Here is a 24,026-nt window from a genome sequence, read left to right as displayed (position 1 = left end):
CGTTTTCAGCGCTATGATTTTAACTTTATAAATGTTACTTCCGGTAATGTTTGCATATGCTGAATCAACTCATTCTTTTCTTCTGATGATATATTTTTCAACTGCACCCCTACCTTATAAACAGTTTCTGCTCCTTGCTGTAAAGCTTCCACTTCATATGAAAGTATTGGAATGCCTTTTACTTGTAGCGTTTCTACTATTTGTTGTATCGCTTCATGTTTATTTATATGTATTTGCACTGTTATGCTTTGAGGAAATAAAAATTGCACCTTAAAAATACGGCTCACAATCTCTAAACCAATTAAAACGAGAATCGTCGCTCCAATTCCTACTACATACATGCCAGCCCCAATTGCTAATCCAATTCCTGCTGTAGCCCATAAACCAGCCGCTGTCGTTAATCCTTTCACCGCCTGCTTTTGAATAATAATTGTACCTGCACCTAAAAAACCTACTCCACTAACAACTTGCGCTGCAATACGGCTCGGATCAAGAGCCATATGTTCCTCATTCATAATATCTGAAAAGGCATATTTTGAAACGACCATTATTAAAGCACTTCCTACCGCTACTAGGAAATGTGTTTTTAATCCCGCCTCTTTTGATCGAATTTCCCTTTCAATTCCGATTATTGCTCCTAACAAACCCGCAACACCGATTCGTATAATTAAATCCATATTTACACTCACGAGCCCTTCCCCCTTTCGTTCATTATAGATAGATAAAACAAAAATTATCACACACATCCATTTATCGATATGAAGGAATCTTACTAAAATACACTTAATACCTAGGCCGTTTTATGTTAATATTTTAAATATTAACATAAAATAAATAAATTTTAATTTTAAACCTTCACTAGTTTTCTTAAAAAACAATGGTGGATTACATGAAATGAGGTTGAGAAAATTAAGAAAACGCTTTCATTTTGTGTTGTAATTTTTTTATACATACTACATAAATAAAGGAGCTTATTAACAATGAACGTCTCTTTACTTACACCTACTACTGATTTACAAGAAGAATACTTAGATTTTTATAACGAATGGAAAGATAGCGGTGAAACAATGATCCCGTGGGTTATCTCAAAAGATCCATCTAATTTCACAGCAATGATTCAAGAACTTCACGATGCGCATAACGGAATAAACCTTCCCGAATCTTGGGTACCAGACTCTACGTATTGGCTCGTTACAGATAATAATAGAATTGTAGGAGCTGTTAATATACGTCATAGTTTAACCGAGCATTTATTTAACGCTGGCGGTCATATCGGTTATGGCATTCGCCCTTCCGAAAGAAGAAAAGGTTATGCTACAAAGTTATTAGAATTATCGCTAGAAAAAACGAAGGAATTAAACATCGAGAAAGTACTTGTCGTTTGTGACGAAGTGAATACAGCTTCCGAAAAAACAATTTTACATAACGGTGGGCTTCGCGATGATGATTTTACTGAGGAAAATGGGAATGTAGTAAGACGGTTTTGGATTGAGCTATGAAGAAGTCCCCCAGTAAACATACTCTTGTTATAGAGAAATATAGTAGCAGCAATGAGCTACAAGTAAAACAACTTATTGACTTATACAATGAAGAATCGTATGTATTTAACTTATTACGAAATAATAAAACAAAATGTGCGTGTGTTGCCTACTATAAAAAAGATGTAGTAGGCGTCTTTTTCACCTGGAATAGTAACTTCCATCCATACTGCACATACTTTCGAATATATACAAATCCTTTCTATTCAGAGCTACACATTGAACAATTTTTATTAAACGAGATTCAAAAACGAGAAAACTTCAAACTACCATTACAAACCTCTATATGGGAAACATCGGCTCATTTAAAAGCCTATTATGAAGAACATAATTTTACGGAAATCCGAAGAACATATATGCCAATATTAGACGTACAAAAAATTATACCTATCGTGACAACGCTTCATTCAAATTATGCTGTACAAAGCTTATCAAACATATTATCCAATAATAGCTTCTTTGAAAAGCTAACTCACTTAGTAAAAACGAATTATGAGGATACTCACTTAGCAAATCCTGTTACCTCATTCCCGTTAGAAACTTGGAAAGAAAAGATCTTAGCTGATGACACATTATTAGATGGGAGCTTTGTATTGATAGATGAAGACAATGAAATTATTGCGTACTCTTTCCTCCATACGTCAGAAAAGGATAATACAGTAGAACTAGGATGGTGCGGGACTCACACTACAGAAAATGTATCCTTACTGAAACTGCTCGTTTTCAAACAAGCTATGTATGCAAATAAACACGGCTACTCTTTCATTCAAGGTGAATTCGATTCAACGAGTATATATGCAATGGAATTATTAAAAGCCTTCCCTTTTAATCCTTGTGCTACTTGGATTACGTATCAAAAAGAAGTCGGAAAGTGATTATACACCTTCCGACTTCTTTTATGCTGTTTCTATTTCAAACTGCACTGTAATACCGCTTGGGTCTACTACAGTAAATCCCTTTGTACTTTCGTTTACTTTATGTTGTTTTTCTATTAATCTTCCTTTCACTTCCTCTAACGCTTCTTTATGCGGTAATACAATTGTATATAATTTAAGCCCCGTTGCATGTGCTGGTGGATGTGGATTATTTACTCCGTTCCACGTATTTGCACCTATATGGTGATGATATCCACCTGCAGAAATGAATAAGCAGTCATCTTCGCGTTGTTGCACTTCAAACCCTATTGTCTCTACATAAAACTCGTGTGATTTCTCTACATCAGCTATTCGTAAATGTACGTGCCCAACGACAGTATTAGCAGGTAATCCATCAACCTCATAATCAACGAGCGTTGCCAGTTCTTTTAAATCAAGTGGCGTACTGCCTCCTGCTCCTTCTCCCCATTGATTTCGCGGACGATCAGCATAAATTTCAATACCATTTCCCTCTAAGTCTTGTAAATAAAACGCTTCGCTATACGTATGATCGCTTGCGCTATTAAACCTTGAAATTGGTAAAATTTCATTTGAATATGTATAACGTCCCTCTCGCTCAGTCGGACTATCAATTACGTTCTTATTACGAATCACTCCAAATAATGCCGAAGCAAACGCCTCACGAGTCGGAACTAAAAAAGCTACATGATATATACCAGTTGTACGTGGCTCTTGCAGTACCCCGTCCTCTAATTTTTCAAGAACTAGTAACGTGTTCTTTCCACCTTTTCCAACTAAATGTGCTTTATTCCCCTCTTGCTTAATTACTTCTAACCCTACTACATTCTCATAAAAAGCAATTTGACGCTCTAAATCTTTCACTTTAAATTCCACATGACCAATACGTGTCTTCGGATGAATTTGTACCATGAATAACTTCATCTCCAGTTCTCTTTTATTTTTATATAAGTTGATGGACAATAGCCATATTCAACGAACTTAACTTAATTTTGTTTTTTCGTAGCATCAACTTTCAGCCATTTTTTTGATATTTCGCTTAATGTGCCATCTTGTTCTAATTCTTTTAACGTTTTATTTATATCTTCTAACTTTTCGCTCTTTTTTGCAAATGGAAATGCAATCTCTCCCCATTTAAGTGGACCAAATCCTACTTTCACATTATCTAAGTCCGCTTTTTTAATTGTTGTTTCTACTTGCACTTTATCATTATAGTAAGCATCTACACGGCCAAGTCCTACTTCGTTCAATTCTGCTGTTGGATCCTCTGAGAACGTTTTAATTGTAAAAGCATTATTTTTATTTAAAGCTTTTAATTCTTGTTCCCCAGCTGTACCAAGCCCAACACCTACAGTCTTTCCTTTTAGATCTTCTAGCGATTTAATTGTATTATTATCTTTCTTCACCGCGAAAACAGATCCTGAATATACATATGGAATTGAAAAGTCATATTTTTTTTCTTTCCGGAGAAACGGATAATTCATTTGCAATCGTATCAATACGACCTGAATCTAATAAACCGAATAATCCTTCAAAATCAGAAACGTTCCATTCAACTTTATATCCAGCTTTTTAGCCTGTTGCTGAGATTTCATGGGGTCAGTCCCTCCATCTCTCTCGATAAAAAAACTAAGAATTAAATCCATATTTTTTTGCACATACAAACAATACGCCATCAAAATTACTATTTCTAATAAACCGTACACAAAAAGCCGGCACTTCACTCCCCTACTCCCAAACTCACCAACGCCTCTTTCCGAACCCGATAGATCGTTCACTGGCACTAGGAAGCATTGCGCGATTCTGTCGCCCTTACTGATTTTGATTCCTTCATACTTAATCGGTGCTGTTATTATGAATAAGGTCTTTCTATTATACAGTTTAAGAAACTTTTCTTATCTGAATCCCTATTTTTTATCGCATACCTCTCAACTTCTTAATAATTATATTTGGTGTTAACCACTCATCGCAATTAAAATCAGAAATAGATTCTTCAATATCTAAACGTTCTTGGAATTCTACTAAGTAAAGATACTGTACAAAAAAAGCAAGAATTCCTTCATCAAATAGTTGTACATATTGATAGAATGCATCATCGTTTTTTTGTGTTAAACTATATCATTATTTTTGCGTCATGATTCCTAGTTAAGCACACTTATTTTAACTAATTAATTTTTTATACTATCAATGGAATCAATTGCTCAATCTGAAGGTAATTTTTATTGAAAATAACTTCTTGATTTTTATCTATTTTCTCTACTGCGACAGACAACATATAGCCTGCGGAGGGATTAAAGGAATAATATAGTATATCTTCATTTGGATTGACATCTTTGCATAAAGGAACTGTAAATGTAAACGGTGATAATGAGAATCCTTTACCAATAAGCTTCATATACGCTTCTTTTCTTGTAAATATTTGATAGAATAGATTCTTTCTATTCTTAAAATCACTTTGAGAGTTTACGTAAGAAATCTCTTTTGGTAAAAAAAACATTTCCATTAATTCAAGATAATCTATTTCTGTGTTTTCAACATCAATACCTAAACGCCCTACCCTTGTTATGCCACATACTAATTTACCATCTGTATGTGACAAGTTAAAATTTAAATTTAAACCATGAGGTTGGTTACTTAAATAAAGCTTCCCATACTTGTTTTTAGAGAAAGAGATTTCTCTTGCATTTTTTTTGAAAATATTTCCTAAAATACCTTTCAATAAAATTCTACCTATTAAAAATTCTATCTGTTTTTTTTCTATCTTATATTTATTAAATTGTTTTACTTCTTCGGAATCCAGTATATAGGTGTATTGCTTTAATTCATCTATCCCTATTTCAATTGGAATTGAAATAATAAATATTAAAACATTTTTATCCTCTAAAAAGATTTTTTCATTTAGCAATAATTTTTTCATAAAATCCTCTTTTTCTATCTTCTTATTTAATTGGCTATTCCGATTCATTAGAAACCTAAATAATCTTTATCTATTTAAAATATTGTTATCTTGCATAATTTGTTTAATAATTTTCAGAGCCTGATTAACATCTTGAGTATTCACGCCAGAATGTGTCACAGCACGAATTCTGCCATGTCCTAATTCCGCTATGTTTAAGTCATGTTCTCTAGCTTTCTCAATAAAAGTCTTCCAAGTATAGCGTTTATCTATTACTTGAAAAAAAACAATATTGGTATCTACAGAGTCCACATCACACTCAATTCCTTCTATTTGTGCAAGTCCTTCAGCTAGCTGCCGAGCATGCACATGATCTTCCGTTAGACGATCATTCATTTGCTTTAACGCAATTAAAGCTGGAGCAGCAATAATACCAGCTTGTCTCATTCCACCACCTAACATTTTTCGAATACGGTATACTTTCTGAATAAAATCTTTCTTTCCAGCAATCATAGACCCAATTGGAGCCGACAAACCTTTAGATAAACAAAATTGAACTGAATCTGCATATTGAGCAATCTCTTTTACCGGTATATCCATTGCAATAGCTGCATTAAATATACGTGCTCCATCCATATGTATAGGAATCTCTTTTTGTCTTGAAAACATTTGTACTTCTTTAAGATATGATAGAGGTAAAACTCTTCCCCCCATTCGATTGTGAGGATTTTCAAGACAGATTAGAGAAGGTAATGAAAACTGTGGATCAGTTGGATCTTCTGGAAATGCCCTAGCTAAATCTTTGATTAAAAGGCGACCATCTGCTTGCGTTGGAATAGGTTCATACATAATGCCACCACAAACAGAAGCTCCACCAGCTTCATAAATATAAATATCCGTTTCATTGCCTACTAGTACTTTTGAACCTCTTGGGCAATATGCCATTAAGGCAGCCAAATTTGCCATTGTTCCACTAGGCATTAGAATAGCAGCTTCCTTCCCCATCATTTTGGCAACTAAAGTTTCAAGCTCATTCACAGTCGGATCTTCTTGATATACATCATCCCCAAGTGGTGCATGAATAATTGCCTTTAACATTTCCACTGTTGGCAGCGTGAACGTATCACTTCTTAATTCAATCATTTTATAATTACCTCCTATATTTCTAATAACCTCTCATTATTTTACCAAGGAATAAAGAACAAATATTTTATTGAACCAACTAAATTACTCTCCTCTTATAGATAAGATTTATTCTCAACTAAAAATATATTTTCAATTATAAATAAGTGAATTTTCTAACGAAAATAAAAGAATTTAGTATTTTAGCTACTCTGATGCTTTACACCATGAAAGTATATAAACCAATTGCGCTACATAAAAATTATCACAGAAAATCTGTGTAAAGTGAAGTCGATTACTAATAAACAGTAAGAAGATAGTACAATATCTACAAATCGGAATTACAAACCATTTTCTGATACTCTCTACTTTTTAGATCTCGTAAAAAAACTACAGAGAATGTTTCCAATTCTTTCACTTTACTTGTCTTATAATTGTTTTTAAAACTCCATTAGCATAAAAAGTTTTTTCTGAGCATCCAAATATTTTGTTTGTATTTTCCATTAAGCAAATCTTTAAACCTATTTCTTATATCTATGAATTGATAATTTTTTATCCTATAATGATGTAACCTGTTTCACTTTCTCCACTACCATCTCGGTTTTCCAAATCTTATTTCTAAAGATGATTCCAATCCCACCTAATAGAAACATAGCACTCCCTATCCATACATAAACTTGACTTACTCCTATGAGCTTAACGAACACTCCGCCTATAAGTGGAGGTACAATAAACATCAAATTTGATAGAGAACTTTGAATACCAAATACTCGACCAGCTGTTTCTATATCTGTTTCTTTCTGTAAAATGATGTTAAATGAAATAAAGAATAATCCGCTCCCTATTCCAGCAATAAAACCAATCACAAAAGTAAAAAAAATAGGGGTTGTCTCAGTAAAAAGACCAAGGCTTCCAAATCCTAAACCTATTAGAGCAATTCCACCACCAAGAAACCAGCCATATTTCAACTCTCCTATTCTCTTGATAAGCCAAACACCGCAAACTCCCCCTAAGCCCACAATTGCATTAATCCAACCCACCATTTCCGGAGAATTCGGGAATAATTCGCGCATTAGGACAGGCACTTGCGATTCAACGAGCTGCAGAATACCCACTCCACATAATCCATAGAACATAGTATAAAAAATGATTTTTCTATTCCATACATACTTCCAACCTTCAAGCCAAGCAGAAAAAAATCCTTGTCGTTCTTTTTTTTGTATTTGTTCGAATTGTTTTTTATCCTTCACCATTTTACTAATACTCAATAAAATAAAAGCGGAGCACAAACTGCTGACTCCTCTAACCGACATAGAAATCTGTGGTGACAGTCCAGTGATTAACATTGCCCCTAAGAGTGGTCCCGCAATTCTCCCCACTTGATCCATCAATCCATTCCAGGATGTAGCTTGAGCTAAGTGGTGCTCATGAACCACTTGCTTCGTCAAAGCTTGATGAGCTGGTTGAAAAAAAGAAGCAAATGTAGATCGAACAGCGAGTAATAAGAGTAACCAGTACACATTAGGAACAAATACCAAGATAAAGGTAACGATTGCAATAAGAACATCTGCAATGATCATAATTCTCAACTTTTTGAGGCGATCAGATAACACTCCTGCCCACGATCCAAATAGAATCATTGGGAGAGCATATGCAATAGGGATCAAACTTATGATGATAGGATCTGATTTCCACGTATAACTAACTAATGTAGCGACAGCTATCATATCTAAATAGACACCAAAAATAGAGATGGAAAAAGCAGAGAACATTCTAACATAAATACGATTACCCCATAGTGAAGCTATTTCATTCATGATTCATCCTCCATAAGATTAATTGTTTATGCGATATTGAGAACACAATGCATATCCCATCACATTATGGATTTGCATTAATTAAATTCGTAATATAAATTATTAATAGCTATCCTATGACAGAAAATAATCTAATTGAATATTAAAAATCACTGCATCGCCTATCCACAGGGAATATCAATTTTTTAGAAAATAGAGGCACTGCCAATTCTTCAACAAAATTTGCTAATAGTAGTATTATCAAGTACAAGAGCAATCTGAGACCCTTCCCATTCCTTTTGGAAAGATTCGCTGTGGTAACTTATCTATACCGCAAGGAATGAGGTAGTGTCTCAATATTTTTCACTTAAAAATTATTTTTGAGGATTCATAGTTTTAAAGAATTTTTAACCACTGTTTGTATCAGTGAAGCAACAACTCTGATAATGCGGACTTTATAACTCTCAAGACTTTGCACTTAGTCGAACAATTCGTTGAGTTCTCCTTTTGTAAAAAGTACATCTACCGAACCTAGTTGAATCTCACGCAAGCGCTTTTCTGGATGTTTTACCACACTCTCAAGCACAAGTTGAAATTGCGAAATCATTTTTTCAATCGTTTCCTTCCTAAATAGATCGGTACTGTACTCCACGTTACCTATCAATTTCCCCCCACGTTCTTCCATAAAAAAAGTCAAATCAAACTTTGAAAATTTTTCTTCCACTTCGCAAACTGTCATTCTGATATCATGGCAATCTAGTAGGATTGTAGGTACCTCCTTTTGTAAAACAAACATCACTTGACACAGAGGAGAATAAGAACGATTTCGCTCTGGGTGGAGTTCCTCAACTATCTTCTCAAACGGAATATCTTGATTTGCATATGCCTCTAGAGCCATTTCTTGTACTTGTTGCAATACTTCTTGAAAGGTTGGATTACCAGACAGGTCTGTTCTCAGAATCAAAGTGTTAACAAAAAAACCAATCAATCCCTCAGCTTCGCTACGGTTGCGATTGGCAACTGGAAACCCAACCGAAATATCCTCTTTCTCTGTCTCACGAAACAATAAAGTTTTATAAGCTGCCATCAGAGTCATGAACAGCGTAACTCCAGCAGTACGAGATAATGTTTTCAATGCAGAACTAAGTTCTATCGACAGTTCAAATTTCTGTACAGCCCCTCGATATGATTGGACTAGTGGACGTGGATAGTCTGTTCGTATTTCTAAGAGAGGTGGTGCATCTGCTAGATTTCGTTTCCAATAGCCAAGTTGACTCTCTAACACGCCCCCTTCTAACCAATTACGTTGCCACGCTGCATAATCTACATATTGTACTGGGAGCTCTGGTATTGAAAATGATTGACCAGTTGCAAAACTTTCATAGAACTGTCCAAATTCTCGTATCAGCAATTCATTAGACCAGCCATCAGATATAATATGATGCATTACCATGACAAGTACACATTCACATTTCCCTATTTTAACCAGATGACTACGGAATAGAGGTCCTTGAGACAAATCAAACTTATAGTCTGTGAGTTCTTTAATCAGTTGCTGTACCTGTGTACTTTGCACCCCTAAATCACCCCTACTCAAATCAATAACAGATAATTGTATCTCAGACGGTGGCTTGATTACTTGCATAGGGGAACCCTCTACCTCTGTAAAAGTAGTACGTAGTACTTCATGACGATTTACAATCTCCTGTACAGCAGATACAAGAGCTTGTTCATTTAAATTTCCCACAATGTGTAGCGGAAGAACAATATTATATAGAGCACTTGCTCCCTCCAGCTGATCTATGAACCACAAACGATGTTGGGCATAGGAAAGTGGCAATGGATTTCCTCGCTCTACGCGCTTCAGCGGAGGAAGATTTCGTTTCTGTCCTCTTTGACGCAACTGAACTACCCGTTCAGCTAAAGTCTCAACTGTCGAATGCTCAAAAAGTTCCCGTACTGAAAGTTCAATTTGAAATGCATCTTGTAACCGAAAAGCTACTTGTGTCGCTAAAAGAGAGTGTCCACCTAACTCAAAGAATGAATCCTGAATCCCAATATGCTCCATACCTAACACTTCACTCCAGATAGAAGCTACTAATTCTTCCACAGGAGTTCGAGGAGAAAGCACATTCTCTATAACTAATTGCTCCTTTGGAGCGGGCAAGATTTTCCGGTCAATTTTTCCATTTGGAGTAAGTGGCAGAACCTCCATTTCTATAAAGTGTGTAGGAATCATATAACTAGGTAATCGGCCCTTGAGGTATTCTCTCCATTCATTGCTATTTCCATTACCAACCACATACGCTACGAGACGTTTATCCCCAGGATTATCTTCTCTTGCTAAAACCACCACCTCTTTCACAGAAGAATGTTCAAGTAAAGCTGCTTCTATTTCTCCTAGTTCAATTCGAAAGCCTCTGATTTTAACTTGGCTATCAATCCGGCCTATATATTCTAAATTTCCATCTGGAAGATATTTTACTAGGTCCCCTGTCCGATACAGCCGCTCTCCTTGCTTGAATGGATGGGGAATAAATCGTTCACTGGTTAATTCAGGGCGATTCAGATATCCACGTGCTAAACCTACGCCTCCAATATACAATTCTCCAATCACTCCAATTGGAACTGGTTGCATCAAAGAATCAAGTATATAAAATTGCTTGTTGGTAATAGGCCGTCCGATTGGTACAGGACCTTTTTGAATCTCACTTGCATGATAGACAGAACAACCCACTACCGTTTCAGTAGGTCCATATTCATTAATTATCCTAGTCTCAGGAGCTGCTTGCTGCCAGAAAGTGATATTCTCCCCTAGCAGTGCTTCTCCACCGATTACGACTGTACGTACTCGATTCGCCAAATCTTCTGATGACAATTGCTGATTAAGCAATTGTAGATGTGCTGGAGTAATTTTAAGTAAGCTGAGATTCTTATATTTTCGTAACATCTCACTTAACTGCTCAATCTCTTCCCCTTCGCGAAGTAAGATCGCTTTACCACCGATTAATAGAGGTGGAAATAAGCTAGTAATCGTTGCATCAAACGCTAGTGATGATGACACAATCGTGCCAATCCCCTTTTCTACTTCGTAAGCATCCAAAGCCCACGTTAAATAGTCAATCAAACCATGGTGTTCTATCATAACCCCCTTCGGATTTCCAGTAGACCCAGAGGTGTAAATGACATAAGCTAAATTCTCTATCGTTACTTTACTATCAGGTGAAGTGCTATTTTCCAGATAGATCTTCTCTTGATCCCGATCCAAACAAATCACTTCTATTTCTTCTGAAAATAATTCTAGTAACGTTTCTTTTGTTACAAGCACTTGTATCCCTGCATCCTCTACAATATATCTCAATCGTTTTTGTGGATATGTCGGATCCAGTGGAACGTAGGCTCCTCCTGCTTTCAGAATACCAAAGAGACCTACTATCATCTCTGGAGAACGCTCTACACATAAGCCAACCAATGAATCTGGTCCAATCCCTCGCTTCTGTAGATAATGAGCTAGCTGATTCGCCTTCTCATTCAACTCTTGATAAGTTAGTTTTTGGTCTTCATATACTACCGCTACTGCTTCTGGAGTACGTTCTGCTTGTTCCTCAAGTTGTTTATGAATTACATCCTTACGTGGATACCCCACTTGAGTATTATTCCAATTAATTAACATTAGTTCTCTTTCCGTTTCCGTTAATAGAGAAATTTCACTTAACCGTTGTTGTGGATCAGAAGAAATACTTCTAAGCAGACAGCAAAAATGCTCTGCCATACGCTCTATCGTCACCTTATCAAATAAGTCAGTATTGTATTCCAGACTCGCTTGTAAACCATTCTCCACCTCTGTCACAAATAAAGTAAGATCAAATTTAGACATTTCTGTATCAAATGTGTGCTGACATATATTCAGCCCTGGTATTTTTTCTTCTTTAAAGAGACTACTTTGCATTACAAACATTACTTGAAACAATGGAGAATAGCTTTGATTCCGTTCTGGATGTAATTCTTGAACCAATTTTTCAAATGGTATATCTTGATGCGCGTATGCTTCCAATGAGACACGCCTAACTTGTTCCATCAATTCAGTGAACCTTGGATTATTAGACAATTCCGTACGCATTACCAATGTGTTCACAAAAAAACCCATTAACCCCTCAATTTCAGTGCTGTTACGATTGGCTATCGGTGAACCAATTAGTATATCTTCTTGTCCGCTATATCGATAGAGTAATGTATTTAACGCAGCAAGTAGAGTCATGAATGTCGTCATACCAAATTTATGAGACAATTCCTTAATACGCTTAGACAAATCTTGTGAAATCACAAATTCATGAATAGCGCCATGAAATCTCTGCACAGGTGGACGTGGTTTATCAATAGGTAACTGTAAAACGGGTAGTATTCCACTAAGTCTTTGCTTCCAATACTGTAACTGTTGCTTCAGCACATTTCCTTGTATCCATTCTTGTTGCCAGTGTGCATAATCAGCATATTGAATCGGTAGCTCGACCAATGGGGAGGGTTTCCCCACATTAAATGCAGAATACAGAATCATTAATTCCTTTTTGAACAATTCTGTTGACCACCCGTCTGAAATTATGTGATGTACAATCCAGATCAGATAATAATCCTGCTTACTAGTCTGTACCAATACACTACGGAATAATGTACCTTGAGATAGATTGAATGGCTTATCATTTAGTTGTTTCGCTAAATGGTATACATCTTCCGCTTCTGCCTGATCTAAGTGAATCAATGGCACATCCACTTTAATCTGCTCTTGAATTTGCTGAACAGGTCCATTCTCTCCTTCCCAAATTCTTGTACGAAATGATTCATGACGCCTAACTATTTCAGTGATACTACTCTTAAAAGCTTTAATATTTAAGTTCCCTTCCAGATGCAAGACAATGGGTATATTGTATACAGAATATTCTTGGTTAAGACTATGTAAAAACCACATTCGCTGTTGAGCATAAGAGAGCGGTAATGGCTTGCCTCGCTCTACTCGCTTCAGCGGAGGAAGATCTCGTTTCTGTCCTCTTTGACGCAACTGAACTACCCGTTCAGCTAAAGTCTCAATTGTCGAATACTCAAAAAGTTCCCGTACTGAAAGTTCAATTTGAAATGCATCTTGTAACCGAAAAGCTACTTGTGTCGCTAAAAGAGAGTGTCCACCTAACTCAAAGAATGAATCCTGAATCCCAATATGCTCCATACCTAACACTTCACTCCAGATAGAAGCTACTAATTCTTCCACAGGAGTTCGAGGAGAAAGCACATTCTCTATAACTAATTGCTCCTTTGGAGCGGGCAAGATTTCCCGGTCAATTTTCCCATTCGGAGTAAGTGGCAGAACCTCCATTTCTATAAAGTGTGCAGGGATCATATAACTAGGTAATCGGCCCTTGAGATGTTCTCTCCATTCATTCCTACTTCCATTACCAACCACATACGCTACGAGACGTTTATCCCCAGGATTATCTTCTCTTGCTAAAACCACCACCTCTTTCACAGAAGAATATTCAAGTAAAGCTGCTTCTATTTCTCCTAGTTCAATTCGAAAGCCTCTGATTTTAACTTGGCTATCAATCCGGCCTATATATTCCAAATTTCCATCTGGAAGATATTTCACTAAGTCCCCTGTCCGATACAGCCTTTCTCCTTCTTTGAATGGATGCGGAATAAAACGTTCGGACGTTAACTCTGGACGATTCAAGTATCCCCTCGCTAGGCCTGCTCCACCGATATAAAGTTCACCCGTCACACCAACTGGAACAGGTAACCCATTCCTATCTAATACATAGGTTTGAACGTTCGGCAACGGACGCCCAATAGTTACTCTCTTGCTATCTTTTTTGATATGATAACATGTTGCATCAACAGTACATTCTGTAGGACCATATACGTTATAAAAATGGATTTTATCAGCCTCAACTAGTTGTTCCCACAGTGACGGCATAATCACTTCTCCACCAACCAGTACCTTGCTTGGAACATGAACACCATCGTTCATTTCTAACAACCCACCATCTATGAGTAATTGAAGTAATGAAGGTGTTATATCGAACATTTCCAACTTGTTCTCCCGAATATAAGATACAAACTGTCGAGGATTACTGCGAACCTCGTTCGGGATAATATACAAACTAGAACCATACAAAAGCATTTGTAATTGCTGAACAGATGCATCAAAAGCAATTGAAGCATTTAAGCCGACGCGCATGCTAGTGGGTATCTCATGTAAAAAAACTTCTTTCTGTAAACCATAGGATAGATTTAGTACAGAATGATGCTGCACCAAAGCCCCCTTCGGATTTCCCGTAGATCCAGAGGTATAAATGACATAAGCTAAATTCTCTATCGTTACTTTACTATCAGGTGAAGTGCTATTTTCCAGAGAGATTTTCTCTTGATCCCGATCCAAACAAATCACTTCTATTTCTTCTGAAAATAATTCTAGTAACGTTTCTTTTGTTACAAGCACTTGTATCCCTGCATCCTCTACAATATATCTCAATCGTTTTTGTGGATATGTCGGATCCAGTGGAACGTAGGCCCCTCCTGCTTTCAGAATACCAAAGAGACCTACTATCATCTCTGGAGAACGCTCTACACATAAGCCAACCAATGAATCTGGTCCAATCCCTCGCTTCTGTAGATAATGAGCTAGCTGATTCGCCTTCTCATTCAACTCTTGATAAGTTAGTTTTTGATCTTCATATACTACCGCTACTGCTTCTGGAGTACGTTCTGCTTGTTCCTCAAGTTGTTCATGAATTACATCCTTACGTGGATACCCCACTTGAGTATTATTCCAATTGACTAATATTTGCTGTTGTTCTGTCTCATTTAAGAGTGGGAGACGTGTAATCTGCTCCCCTAGGTTACAAACAATCCCTTCTAATAAAACCTGGAAACTTTCTAACATCCGGATGATTGTATCCTGCTCAAAAAGTTCTGCATTATAATAAAATGTCAAGTTTGCTACTTCTTCAGCAAAACTACTGAGTAAGTACAAATCGTACCCCTCTAGTTTCCTGTTATCAAGCCAAACTTCATTCTCAATATGTTGAAATAATAACGGTATAGATCCTTTTTCCCATAACCACTCTTGAATATTAGCTTTTTTCTGAAAGCCAGTATGCAGTTGTTCAAGCAATTTCCGAAACGATATCTCACCTAAACTATCAAACAAAGCCAACTCGAATCGGTCTGTATTAACTATGCAAATAACTAGTTCTTCCTGTGAAGAGTAACGCTGAATGAACACCGAATAAGCTGCTAGCAAAACTGTACTCTGTGAAACTCCTACTTGCTGAGAAATTTGATGTAATCCTTTCAATGTAGCTGCTGCAATTGAGATTGATTGTTTACCCAATGTAAACGAAGTAAATTCCTCTCGGTCATGATCAGTTTGTAATGTAATCTGAGAAGATAAAACAACTCTATCAACAAGATTAACCATTCATACTCCTACTTTCTAAATTTTAATCTATTTATCCTAAATCTATATCCGTTCAACTTAAAAAACTACTTGAAGTAGAAAAGTTGATATTCGAAACGAATGTCCTTTGCGTCTCTCCCTAAAAGGTAAAGACAACATAGGGCAAGTCTTTTATACGTTACTTCTGTAAGACTTTGCCCTATATCCCGTGATTCCTTCTTAGGGGTAATCATTTCTCACTTTTCTCCAAGACTTAAAATCCTAAGAGATAAACATTAACTCCAAGAATCAAGTGGAGACATCAACTTTTACTTTAAAGAGTGTGATATACATGCACTTGCCCATACATCTTTTTTAATTTTTTAGTTAACTGTATTAGTTTATATTTATACTCTTCTTCTTCTTGCCAAAGTAACAAACCAATAAAGGTGCCACTATGTGCAACCACAATACCTAACGCATCATATTGATCGGAAAGTTGTAGAAAATGATTTAAATAACGCTTTTTTTGCCGTGACTGATTCATGATAGCACTTCGAGTTGTCACTTCTCCTATTGTACGGACATCTTGTTCCTGGAAAGCTACCTTTAATCGATTAACTAGCTGTGTATATTCAAGTTTCTCTTCCAATGTGAATACTTTCCGAAGCTTATTAAATTCAATAGTATCCACTTCCCCACCTTCATCTATTGCTAAAATTGTTAAAGGGGGTATAGGACCTAGCATTTCACCAAGTTCCACTTTGCGGTGATAGAAAGAGACTACTCCAGGATACATTACCCCATCAGTCGGTTCGATCTCTCCCATAAATTTTTGCAGTAATGTAACTGGAATTGCAATGGCATAAGATGATTCAATCGCTCGTGCAGTCGCTACTAAATCAGCAGAGGAACTTGCTAACCCCTTCCCTGTTGGCAAGTCGCTCTTAATGGTCAATGTTCCACCCAGCGGTAAATTGAAGTACTTCAGCAACCGAACAGCAAGTAGAGCTGACTTTTGTTTAAATTCAGGAATTACTTTTAACTCTTCAGACAAATCGGGGGCAAATTCAACCCTCGAATATCTTTTGATTGGTAATGTGACGAGAAAATCAAGATTATTATCAGCGTGTACACCCTGTAATAATTCACCAAACGTTCCAAACGAGGTTCCTGTGCCAATTTCACCAGAGACTAATGTGCCTGTCTTCCATTGCTTCTGCATCTTATGATTCCCCCATTACTTCTGATACCTGCTCACCAACTAATACACTCTGTATTACCTCAGCCAACTTGCTCACATGTGGAGGTTCTACCATACTATTATGATCACCTGGAACATCGAATACGGTAACATTACCAGTAGTACGTGGTATCCATTCATTCGAATTAACTAGTGGATGCAGATGTTTCGAAACTTCATGTACACAAAACAACTGAAGATTAGAACGAATAGGCCCTTGATAACGGTAATTCACCCTGGCCTGACTACAGGCAACAAGCACTCTTATTTTTCGGCGTATAGAATCAAGTGTCATACCCTGTGTCCATTTGCCACATTCTTTTGCCTTTTGTAGTAGTACTTTAAGAGCTTTTTCCGGATCCATCTGAGTATATAGACAAGGTTCAAGCTCAAACAGAGTAGCAAAATAATCTATCGCATCACGTTCCGTAAACTCCTCATATATTACTCCTGCCTCGTCTAATGGTTCCGCATCAAGTAATCCAACGAATTCAATTTTCTCATCCAAATGTTCTAACTGCCTTGCTATTTCATAGGCCACTGTTCCACCGAAAGACCAACCCATTAAACGATAAGGCCCTTGTGGTACCACACGACGGATTTCTTCAACATATAAAGCAACCATTTCTTCAATTGATGTCACCGGCCGCTCATCTGACTCATATCCAATTGCCTGTATCCCATATACTGTTTCCTGAGGCCCTAATGCCTTGACCAAATGAATATATGGTAGTACACCACCACCGTGTGGATGTATAAGCACTAGAGGAGGTTGTTTTCCGTCGCCTTGCTGAAGTTGAATCATAAATGCTCCATGTTCTGTAGCTTCTTCTTGCAAATGTGTGCACAGTTCAGCAACTGTCGGATTTTGGAACAGAGCAGTTAATGGCAATTCAACACCAAATCGCTCACGAATAACATTCTGCAATAGTAGCGCTTTTAGTGAATAGCCACCAATTGCAAAGAAATTATCATTAATTCCAATTGGTTTAACATTTAGCATTTCTTCCCAAATATTGACCATATATAACTCATTAAGGTCGCGAGGTGGTTCATAGGTATGGTGTGACAACGACACATTTAAATCTGTAAGTTGCTTACGATCCACTTTACCATTGGATGTTAAAGGTATTTTGTCCAACTCTATAAAAGCTGAAGGAACCATATACTCTGGAAGTTGAGTGAGACAATGTTTACGTAACTCTTCATGTGTAGGCAACCCTTTCCCTACCGGAACAAGATAAGCAACCAACTTCTTTTCATCCAATATATCATCTTGTGCCACCACCACTGCTTCACTAATATCTGAGTGTTGTTGTAGTACGATTTCAATCTCAGATAGTTCAATGCGATAGCCACGAATCTTCACTTGATGATCTATTCGTCCTAAACATTCTAACGTCCCATCAGCAAGATAACGTACAAGATCACCAGTACGGTAGATTCGTCCTTGTCCAGTAAAAGGATTCATCAGAAAACGCTCATCAGTTAAATCAGAACGGCGCCAATAACCTTGAGCTACACCATCTCCACCGATATACAATTCACCTGGCACCCCAATCGGCACAGGTTTCATCTCTGAATTGAGAACATATAGCTCTGTGTTTCCGATAGGTCGCCCAATCCTTACTGATCCTTCCTGCTCAGTCACATGGTGGATAGCTGACCAAATAGTGGTCTCTGTTGGCCCATACATATTCCATAGTTCACCACTGCGAGCCTGCAATTCCTTCGCTAGTTCTCGAGTCCACATCTCACCGCCGCAGAGAATCTTCAGTTGTGGACTTCCCTGCCAACCGGCTTCTATTAACAGGCGCCAAGTCGCTGGAGTTGCTTGCATGATCGTCGCTTTACTCTCTTGGATTACCTGTGCTAGACGTACTCCATCCATCGATTCTTCACGACTGATAAGAACAACCGTAGCACCTGTAATTAGTGGTAAAAACAGTTCCAGTCCAAAAATATCGAAAGATAAAGTAGTTACTGAAAGCAAACGATCTGCTGCACAAATACCAGGTTCATCCGCCATGCTGGTTAGGAAGTTAACTAAGGAACGGTGAGACACTTGAACTCCCTTTGGCTTACCGGTAGAACCAGAAGTATAGATTAAATAAGCTGTTTGTTCACTTGACATAGGGAAAGAAGGAGCTTCTTCAGACTCAGCAGAAATTTGCATAACAACCATTTCCAAATCAATAATTAGTACATTATCTGGCACAGATGCATTTATAGATAAACGGTCGGTTAGCGCTACCTTAACAGAAGAATTTTCCAACATATACGTTAGACGATCTGATGGAAAATTAGGATCAAGTGGCACATACGTTCCACCTGCTTTCAGGATACCTAACAGAGCAACTACCATTTCCAGTGAACGATCCAGACAGACGGCGACATTGACTCCTACTCCAACGCCTTGTTTTCTCAAATAATTGGCTAATTGGTTTGCACGCCTCTCTAACTGATGATAAGTGAGATATTGCTTGCCATATTCCACAGCGATTCGATCCGAGTTAGTAAGAACAGTTTGCTCAAATAATTGATGAACACAAGAATGAATTGGATAAGAGTGTCTTGTGTTGTTCCAATTGATTAACAATTGATTCTTTTGTGGTTCATCCATAATCAATAAATCAGACACCTTATTATCAGGATCATTTAGAATACTATCGATCATAACTGTGAAATGTTTTATCCATCGCTGTATTGTTTCTGCTTCATAAAGATCAGTACGATACTTAAATTGAATATCAAGTCCTTCTCCAGTTTCAGCACAGATAATCATCAAGTCAAAATTGGTCATGTCTGTTCCAGTTGGTAATTGGCGAAAACTCAAGTTACCTAACTCTATCGGCGTGGTCGAATGTATCAATTGGAACATAACCGAGAAAAGGGGTGAACGACTTAGATCACGCTCTAATTTAATTTTTTCAACTAATTGATCAAAAGGATATTCATGATGAGCAAACGCGTTGAGTGCAGTACGTTTACAGTGTTGTAATAATTCAATGAATGTCTGATCATCACTCAGACGAAGACGTAAAGGCAAAGTGTTAACAAAAAATCCAAGTAACCCTTCAAGCTCCACATGATTTCGTCCCGCCTCCGGTGTGCCGATTACGATATCTTGTTGTCCACTCATTCGCGACAGAAATGCCCCAACTGCAGACAAAATTGTCATGTATAACGTCGCTTCCTGTCGTTGAGCCAATTCTTTAAGTTTATTCAGACATTTAAGATTAAGTTTACAAGTCTCTTGTGCAGCTGCAAATGTCTGTATTGATGGACGCGGATGGTCAAGAGGCAAGTCAAGAATTGGTAAATCTCCATTGAACTGTTCAAGCCAGTAACGCTCTGCCTCTACCAGTTCACCTCGTTGTAAACGATCGTTCTGCCAACTCGCATAATCTTTATACTGCACGATTAAAGGTGGTAGTAAAGGAATCCGTCGTTGACAATATGACTCATACAAAGCAGCAAAATCTTTCATCAACACCTGCCATGACCAGTAATCGCCAATGATGTGATGCATATTCATCCAAAACACATGGCGGTCGCTCGCAAGTTTGCAAAGTCTCATCCGAAATAGAGGACCTGATGTCAAATCAAAATTTATTTCTTCCTCACACCTGCTAATATCTTCTATTTTCTGTTGCTGTACTTTCTCATCTTCATCTGATAAATCAATGAATAAACATTCGTTGTGAAGCGATTCAGATACCCGTTGCACAGGCTTTTCATCATGAATAGCAAAAGTAGTACGCAACCCTTCATGTCTATTTAATAGCGATTGAAAAGCTTGTTGAAATGCTTCTAAATCCAAAAACCCTACGAGTTCAATAGCAACTGGCATGTTGTAAGAAAGATTATATGGATCGAGACAATGAAGTAAGAATAAACGTTGCTGTGCATGTGACATTGGATAGAACTCTGCCGGACCTACTTGCGGAATAATTCCCTCTACTATATTCCCTTCTCCATCTAGTGCTTCTTTCAGCATCGGCGAAAGTTTTCGAATAGTCTGATAATCAAACAGATTTTTCAGTGGTATTTCTACATTGAACTGTTGTTTGATTCGCGAACGAATCTGAATTGTTTTTAACGAATGACCTCCAAGATCAAAGAAATTATCATCAATACCAATAGGGCTAATCTCCAGTACTTCTTCCCAAATCTTAACTAACATTATTTCCCAAACATTTCGTGGGGCTATATAATTAGTACTTTCACGTTCAGATTCATCAGGATCTGGTAATGCTTTCCGATCAATCTTACCATTACGATTCAGTGGCATCTCCTTTAGGATAATAATGTGTTCCGGCACCATGTACTCCGGTAAATGCTTTTGTAAATATTGCCGAATTTCAATAACATCAACTGAAGCATTCAGCATGAGATAAACCAAAATACGATTGTTCCCTCTTCGATCCTTACGGACGATTGCCAAACATTGACTCACCGCTTGATGACTCAACAAAGTGGATTCAATCTCTCCAAGTTCAATACGGTACCCTCGTACCTTTACTTGAAAATCGGCACGTGATATGAATACTAGTTGTCCATCCGGTGTAAACCGTGCCAAGTCACCCGTTTTATACATCCGCTCTCCCATACCATCTGAAAAAGGATTAGGCAGGAAAGCTTGAGCTGTACGCTCTGGATCATTCAAGTAGCCGCGCCCCACTCCAATACCTGTTATATAAACTTCACCAATACAACCAATTGGTACCGGTCGCTGATCAGCATCAAGTAGGTAGTGGTGAATGTTAGGAATCGGTGTCCCTAGCACTACCTGTGGATGATCCTTATAAGGATATATACCACAAATCACTTCATGTGATGTATCATCAGAACATTCAGTTGCCCCATAGGTATTGACCACCTTCACATGTGGATATGCCGTCAACCATTTACGACATAAAGATACTGGTAACCCTTCTCCTGTCGAAATCATAAATTCCAATTGAGGGAGTGTACAATTCAACTCATCGCTCGCCGCCTGCAGAAACAACTCAATTATTGCAGGCACCATCTCCAATACAGTTACATGATCATTGTGCACTGCTTGAAATAATGCTTGTGGATCAGTTGCTACCTCGTTACTGTAGATGATAACTTGTCCCCCTGTCATTAAAGGCGCTAAAAACTGCCAAACTGATATATCAAAGCAATGTGATGCATTTTGAGCAACTATACTATTCTCATTTAACCCCAGTAGATAAATCTTCGCATATAGATGGTTTAGCATCCCAATATGCTCGACCATCGCTCCTTTTGGCTGTCCTGTAGAACCAGAGGTGAAAAATACATTAGCTAAATCCCCCTGCTCATTAATAAATGTCGGGTTTTCCACCGAGTACGAGGCAAGCTCTTCGATATCAGCGCAACTACCATCTCCTGTATCAAGTGAAAATGCCATGATATCTTGTAAGATATTCTTACTTAACTCCAAACTGCGTGATTGCCATTTGGATTCTGTTAGAATCACCTTGGCACCACTATTATCTAGTATAGTAAGCAAACGGTTATCAGGATGTGTAGAATCAAGCGGTACATAAGCTCCACCTGCTTTCAGCACTGCCAATATACCAACCAGCATGTCAATATTCCGTTCAGCTAACAAGGCAGCAGTATCATCACGTCCAAATCCTCGTTCTCGAAGCCAATGTGCCAGCTGGTTTGCGCGTTTATTTAGCTCTCTATAAGTAATAGACTCTACACCACATATCGCCGCAATGGCATGCGGCCTCTTTTCCACCTGTTCCTCAATCACTTGGTGAGCCAAGCGATTCAGAGGTGGCATAGCCAACTTTGTTCGATTGAAATCCACTAGAAGTAGCTGCCGCTCCTCATCTGATAGCAAATTCAATTCACGTAACTGTGCATCTGACTGATTAGAAATACTCTCCAATAATGTGACAAAATGCTCTAACAAACGCTTTAAAGCTGGCAAAGAAGAAGAGTTTGGCTGGAAGAGCTCAATTTTCCAGCGCGAACCAATCGTTACTATAGCTTCAATCTGCTCCTTACCTGATCGATAGAGAAGATATGGATTGCAATAGCGATTATTAACTGAGCGCCTCACTGTTACACTACTATCAAACAGGGAATTATCCTCAATAATATCTACATATGTGCGAGCTATCTCACTTGGAACATGACTAATTTCTTGCAACTGTTCCCACTGCTTCTGCACAGTAGCAAACACTTCACCTAATCGTTGATTAGTAGTTAAAGTTGTGTTTATGAGAAGATTATGAGCAAACGGACCAATAATGTCTTCCTCCCAGTTCATAGGACGACCTGACACTGTCGCTCCACAAGAGACACTCTTTTCACCGCTGTACACTTTGAGTAGCAGAAGCCATGTCACTAATAATAAGGCTTCTTCTGACACATGATGTTGTACCGCAATCTGTTCCAACCGTTTGGATAACTCTTCTGATAATAAAGTGCTACAACTATGGGCGTTTCCTTTGCCCTCTGTCTGACTATGCATCAATTGCAGCATAGGAATCGGTTCATAGCCAGTTAGTTGGTCTATCCAATATTTTTTGGCAGGCATTCCATCCTGACCTGCCTCCCATGCTAAGTACTCTTTGTAGGATTTATAATTAAAACCAGCTTGCATTATTTTTTGTGTACGATCCATCCATTCATTGAAAATCCTATCACGACTGTGATCATCCATGCACAGGGCGTGATGCGTCCACAGAATAACCGTACGCTCTTCATTAAAACGGCATACTGCCAAACGAATCAATGGTCCAGTCTCGATTTCGATCGGCTCTCGGTGTGAATTAGCAACAGACTGAAATTTAGTCTGTTGCTCTTCTTCCTCCATCCCATACAAATCTAACCATTCGATTGGAATAGGTCTTTGTTTAAGTAGCACTTGTACAGTTCGGTTCTTCAATGTACGAAACACAGATCTCAGTGCTTGATGAGTTGCCACCGTTTCCTCCCACGCCTGCTGCAATCGATCTGAATCGAAATTTCCTTGCAGTTCATAAGCCACTTGAGTGAGGGTGCCATTCGGTAATACAGCTTTTTGTACAAGAGATAATTCTAAAATATCTTGTACATTATCTTTAGATAAACAATTCAAACTA

Annotated in this window: 9 protein-coding genes and 5 pseudogenes; 2 read left to right on the top strand and 12 right to left on the bottom strand. The window is 37.9% G+C overall.

Translation table 11 applies throughout. The features are described 5' to 3' along the window. Nucleotides 1-11: 11 nt before the first annotated feature. Entirely contained in the window at nucleotides 12-689 is a 678-nt protein-coding gene (locus ACUXEY_RS00945) for an MgtC/SapB family protein (protein WP_166703195.1), read from the bottom strand. Nucleotides 690-980: 291 nt separating this feature from the next. Between ACUXEY_RS00945 and ACUXEY_RS00940 the strand changes: the two genes are divergently transcribed. Together ACUXEY_RS00940 and ACUXEY_RS00935 are read left to right on the top strand one after the other, a co-directional pair. Further along, a complete protein-coding gene (locus ACUXEY_RS00940) occupies nucleotides 981-1,499 on the top strand; it encodes a GNAT family N-acetyltransferase (RefSeq protein ID WP_461299848.1) in 519 nt (172 codons plus the stop codon). Then, nucleotides 1,496-2,413 carry a GNAT family acetyltransferase gene (locus tag ACUXEY_RS00935; RefSeq protein WP_461299847.1) on the top strand — a complete coding sequence of 306 codons (918 nt, stop codon included), beginning with the start codon at nucleotides 1,496-1,498 and terminating at the stop codon, nucleotides 2,411-2,413. The genes ACUXEY_RS00940 and ACUXEY_RS00935 overlap by 4 nt, the downstream gene beginning before the upstream one ends. 21 nt (nucleotides 2,414-2,434) lie before the next feature. On the opposite strand, the gene ACUXEY_RS00930 is transcribed toward ACUXEY_RS00935, so the two are convergent. From ACUXEY_RS00930 to ACUXEY_RS00880, 11 genes and pseudogenes are all read right to left on the bottom strand, one after another. Then, nucleotides 2,435-3,343 (bottom strand): VOC family protein, encoded by a 909-nt coding sequence (locus ACUXEY_RS00930; RefSeq protein ID WP_461300038.1) that lies wholly within the window; start codon nucleotides 3,341-3,343, stop codon nucleotides 2,435-2,437. A 74-nt stretch (nucleotides 3,344-3,417) separates the two neighbouring features. Continuing rightward, nucleotides 3,418-4,003: pseudogene (locus tag ACUXEY_RS00925) on the bottom strand (transporter substrate-binding domain-containing protein); the annotation flags it as partial. A gap of 342 nt (nucleotides 4,004-4,345) precedes the next feature. Next, nucleotides 4,346-4,507: pseudogene (locus ACUXEY_RS00920) on the bottom strand (acyl carrier protein); the annotation flags it as partial. A gap of 100 nt (nucleotides 4,508-4,607) precedes the next feature. Beyond that, entirely contained in the window at nucleotides 4,608-5,348 is a 741-nt protein-coding gene (locus tag ACUXEY_RS00915) for a 4'-phosphopantetheinyl transferase family protein (protein WP_461299846.1), read from the bottom strand. Between the two features lie 66 nt (nucleotides 5,349-5,414). Then, entirely contained in the window at nucleotides 5,415-6,470 is a 1,056-nt protein-coding gene (gene ltaE, locus ACUXEY_RS00910) for a low-specificity L-threonine aldolase (RefSeq protein ID WP_166703192.1), read from the bottom strand. Between the two features lie 536 nt (nucleotides 6,471-7,006). Then, the gene (locus ACUXEY_RS00905) at nucleotides 7,007-8,266 is read right to left on the bottom strand and encodes an MFS transporter (protein ID WP_166703191.1); all 1,260 of its coding nucleotides are present in this window, start codon (nucleotides 8,264-8,266) and stop codon (nucleotides 7,007-7,009) included. Nucleotides 8,267-8,723: 457 nt separating this feature from the next. Then, nucleotides 8,724-11,849 (bottom strand): annotated as a pseudogene (locus tag ACUXEY_RS00900) (amino acid adenylation domain-containing protein); the annotation flags it as partial. Nucleotides 11,850-11,927: 78 nt separating this feature from the next. Next, nucleotides 11,928-13,298: pseudogene (locus tag ACUXEY_RS00895) on the bottom strand (condensation domain-containing protein); the annotation flags it as partial. A 6-nt stretch (nucleotides 13,299-13,304) separates the two neighbouring features. Next, a pseudogene (locus tag ACUXEY_RS00890) lies at nucleotides 13,305-15,305 on the bottom strand (non-ribosomal peptide synthetase); the annotation flags it as partial. A 700-nt stretch (nucleotides 15,306-16,005) separates the two neighbouring features. Then, nucleotides 16,006-16,896: a GHMP family kinase ATP-binding protein gene (locus tag ACUXEY_RS00885; RefSeq protein ID WP_461299845.1), complete on the bottom strand. Its 891-nt coding sequence runs from the start codon at nucleotides 16,894-16,896 to the stop codon at nucleotides 16,006-16,008. Nucleotide 16,897: 1 nt separating this feature from the next. Then, nucleotides 16,898-24,022, bottom strand: a complete 7,125-nt coding sequence (locus ACUXEY_RS00880; protein WP_461299844.1) for an amino acid adenylation domain-containing protein — start codon at nucleotides 24,020-24,022, stop codon at nucleotides 16,898-16,900. Between the last annotated feature and the right edge of the window lie 4 nt (nucleotides 24,023-24,026).

It is taken from the genome of Bacillus sp. F9_6S_D1_P_5, from assembly GCF_054823925.1.
The sequence above is the reverse complement of the archived record's forward strand: the minus strand, read 5'-3'. Positions and strand labels throughout refer to the sequence as shown.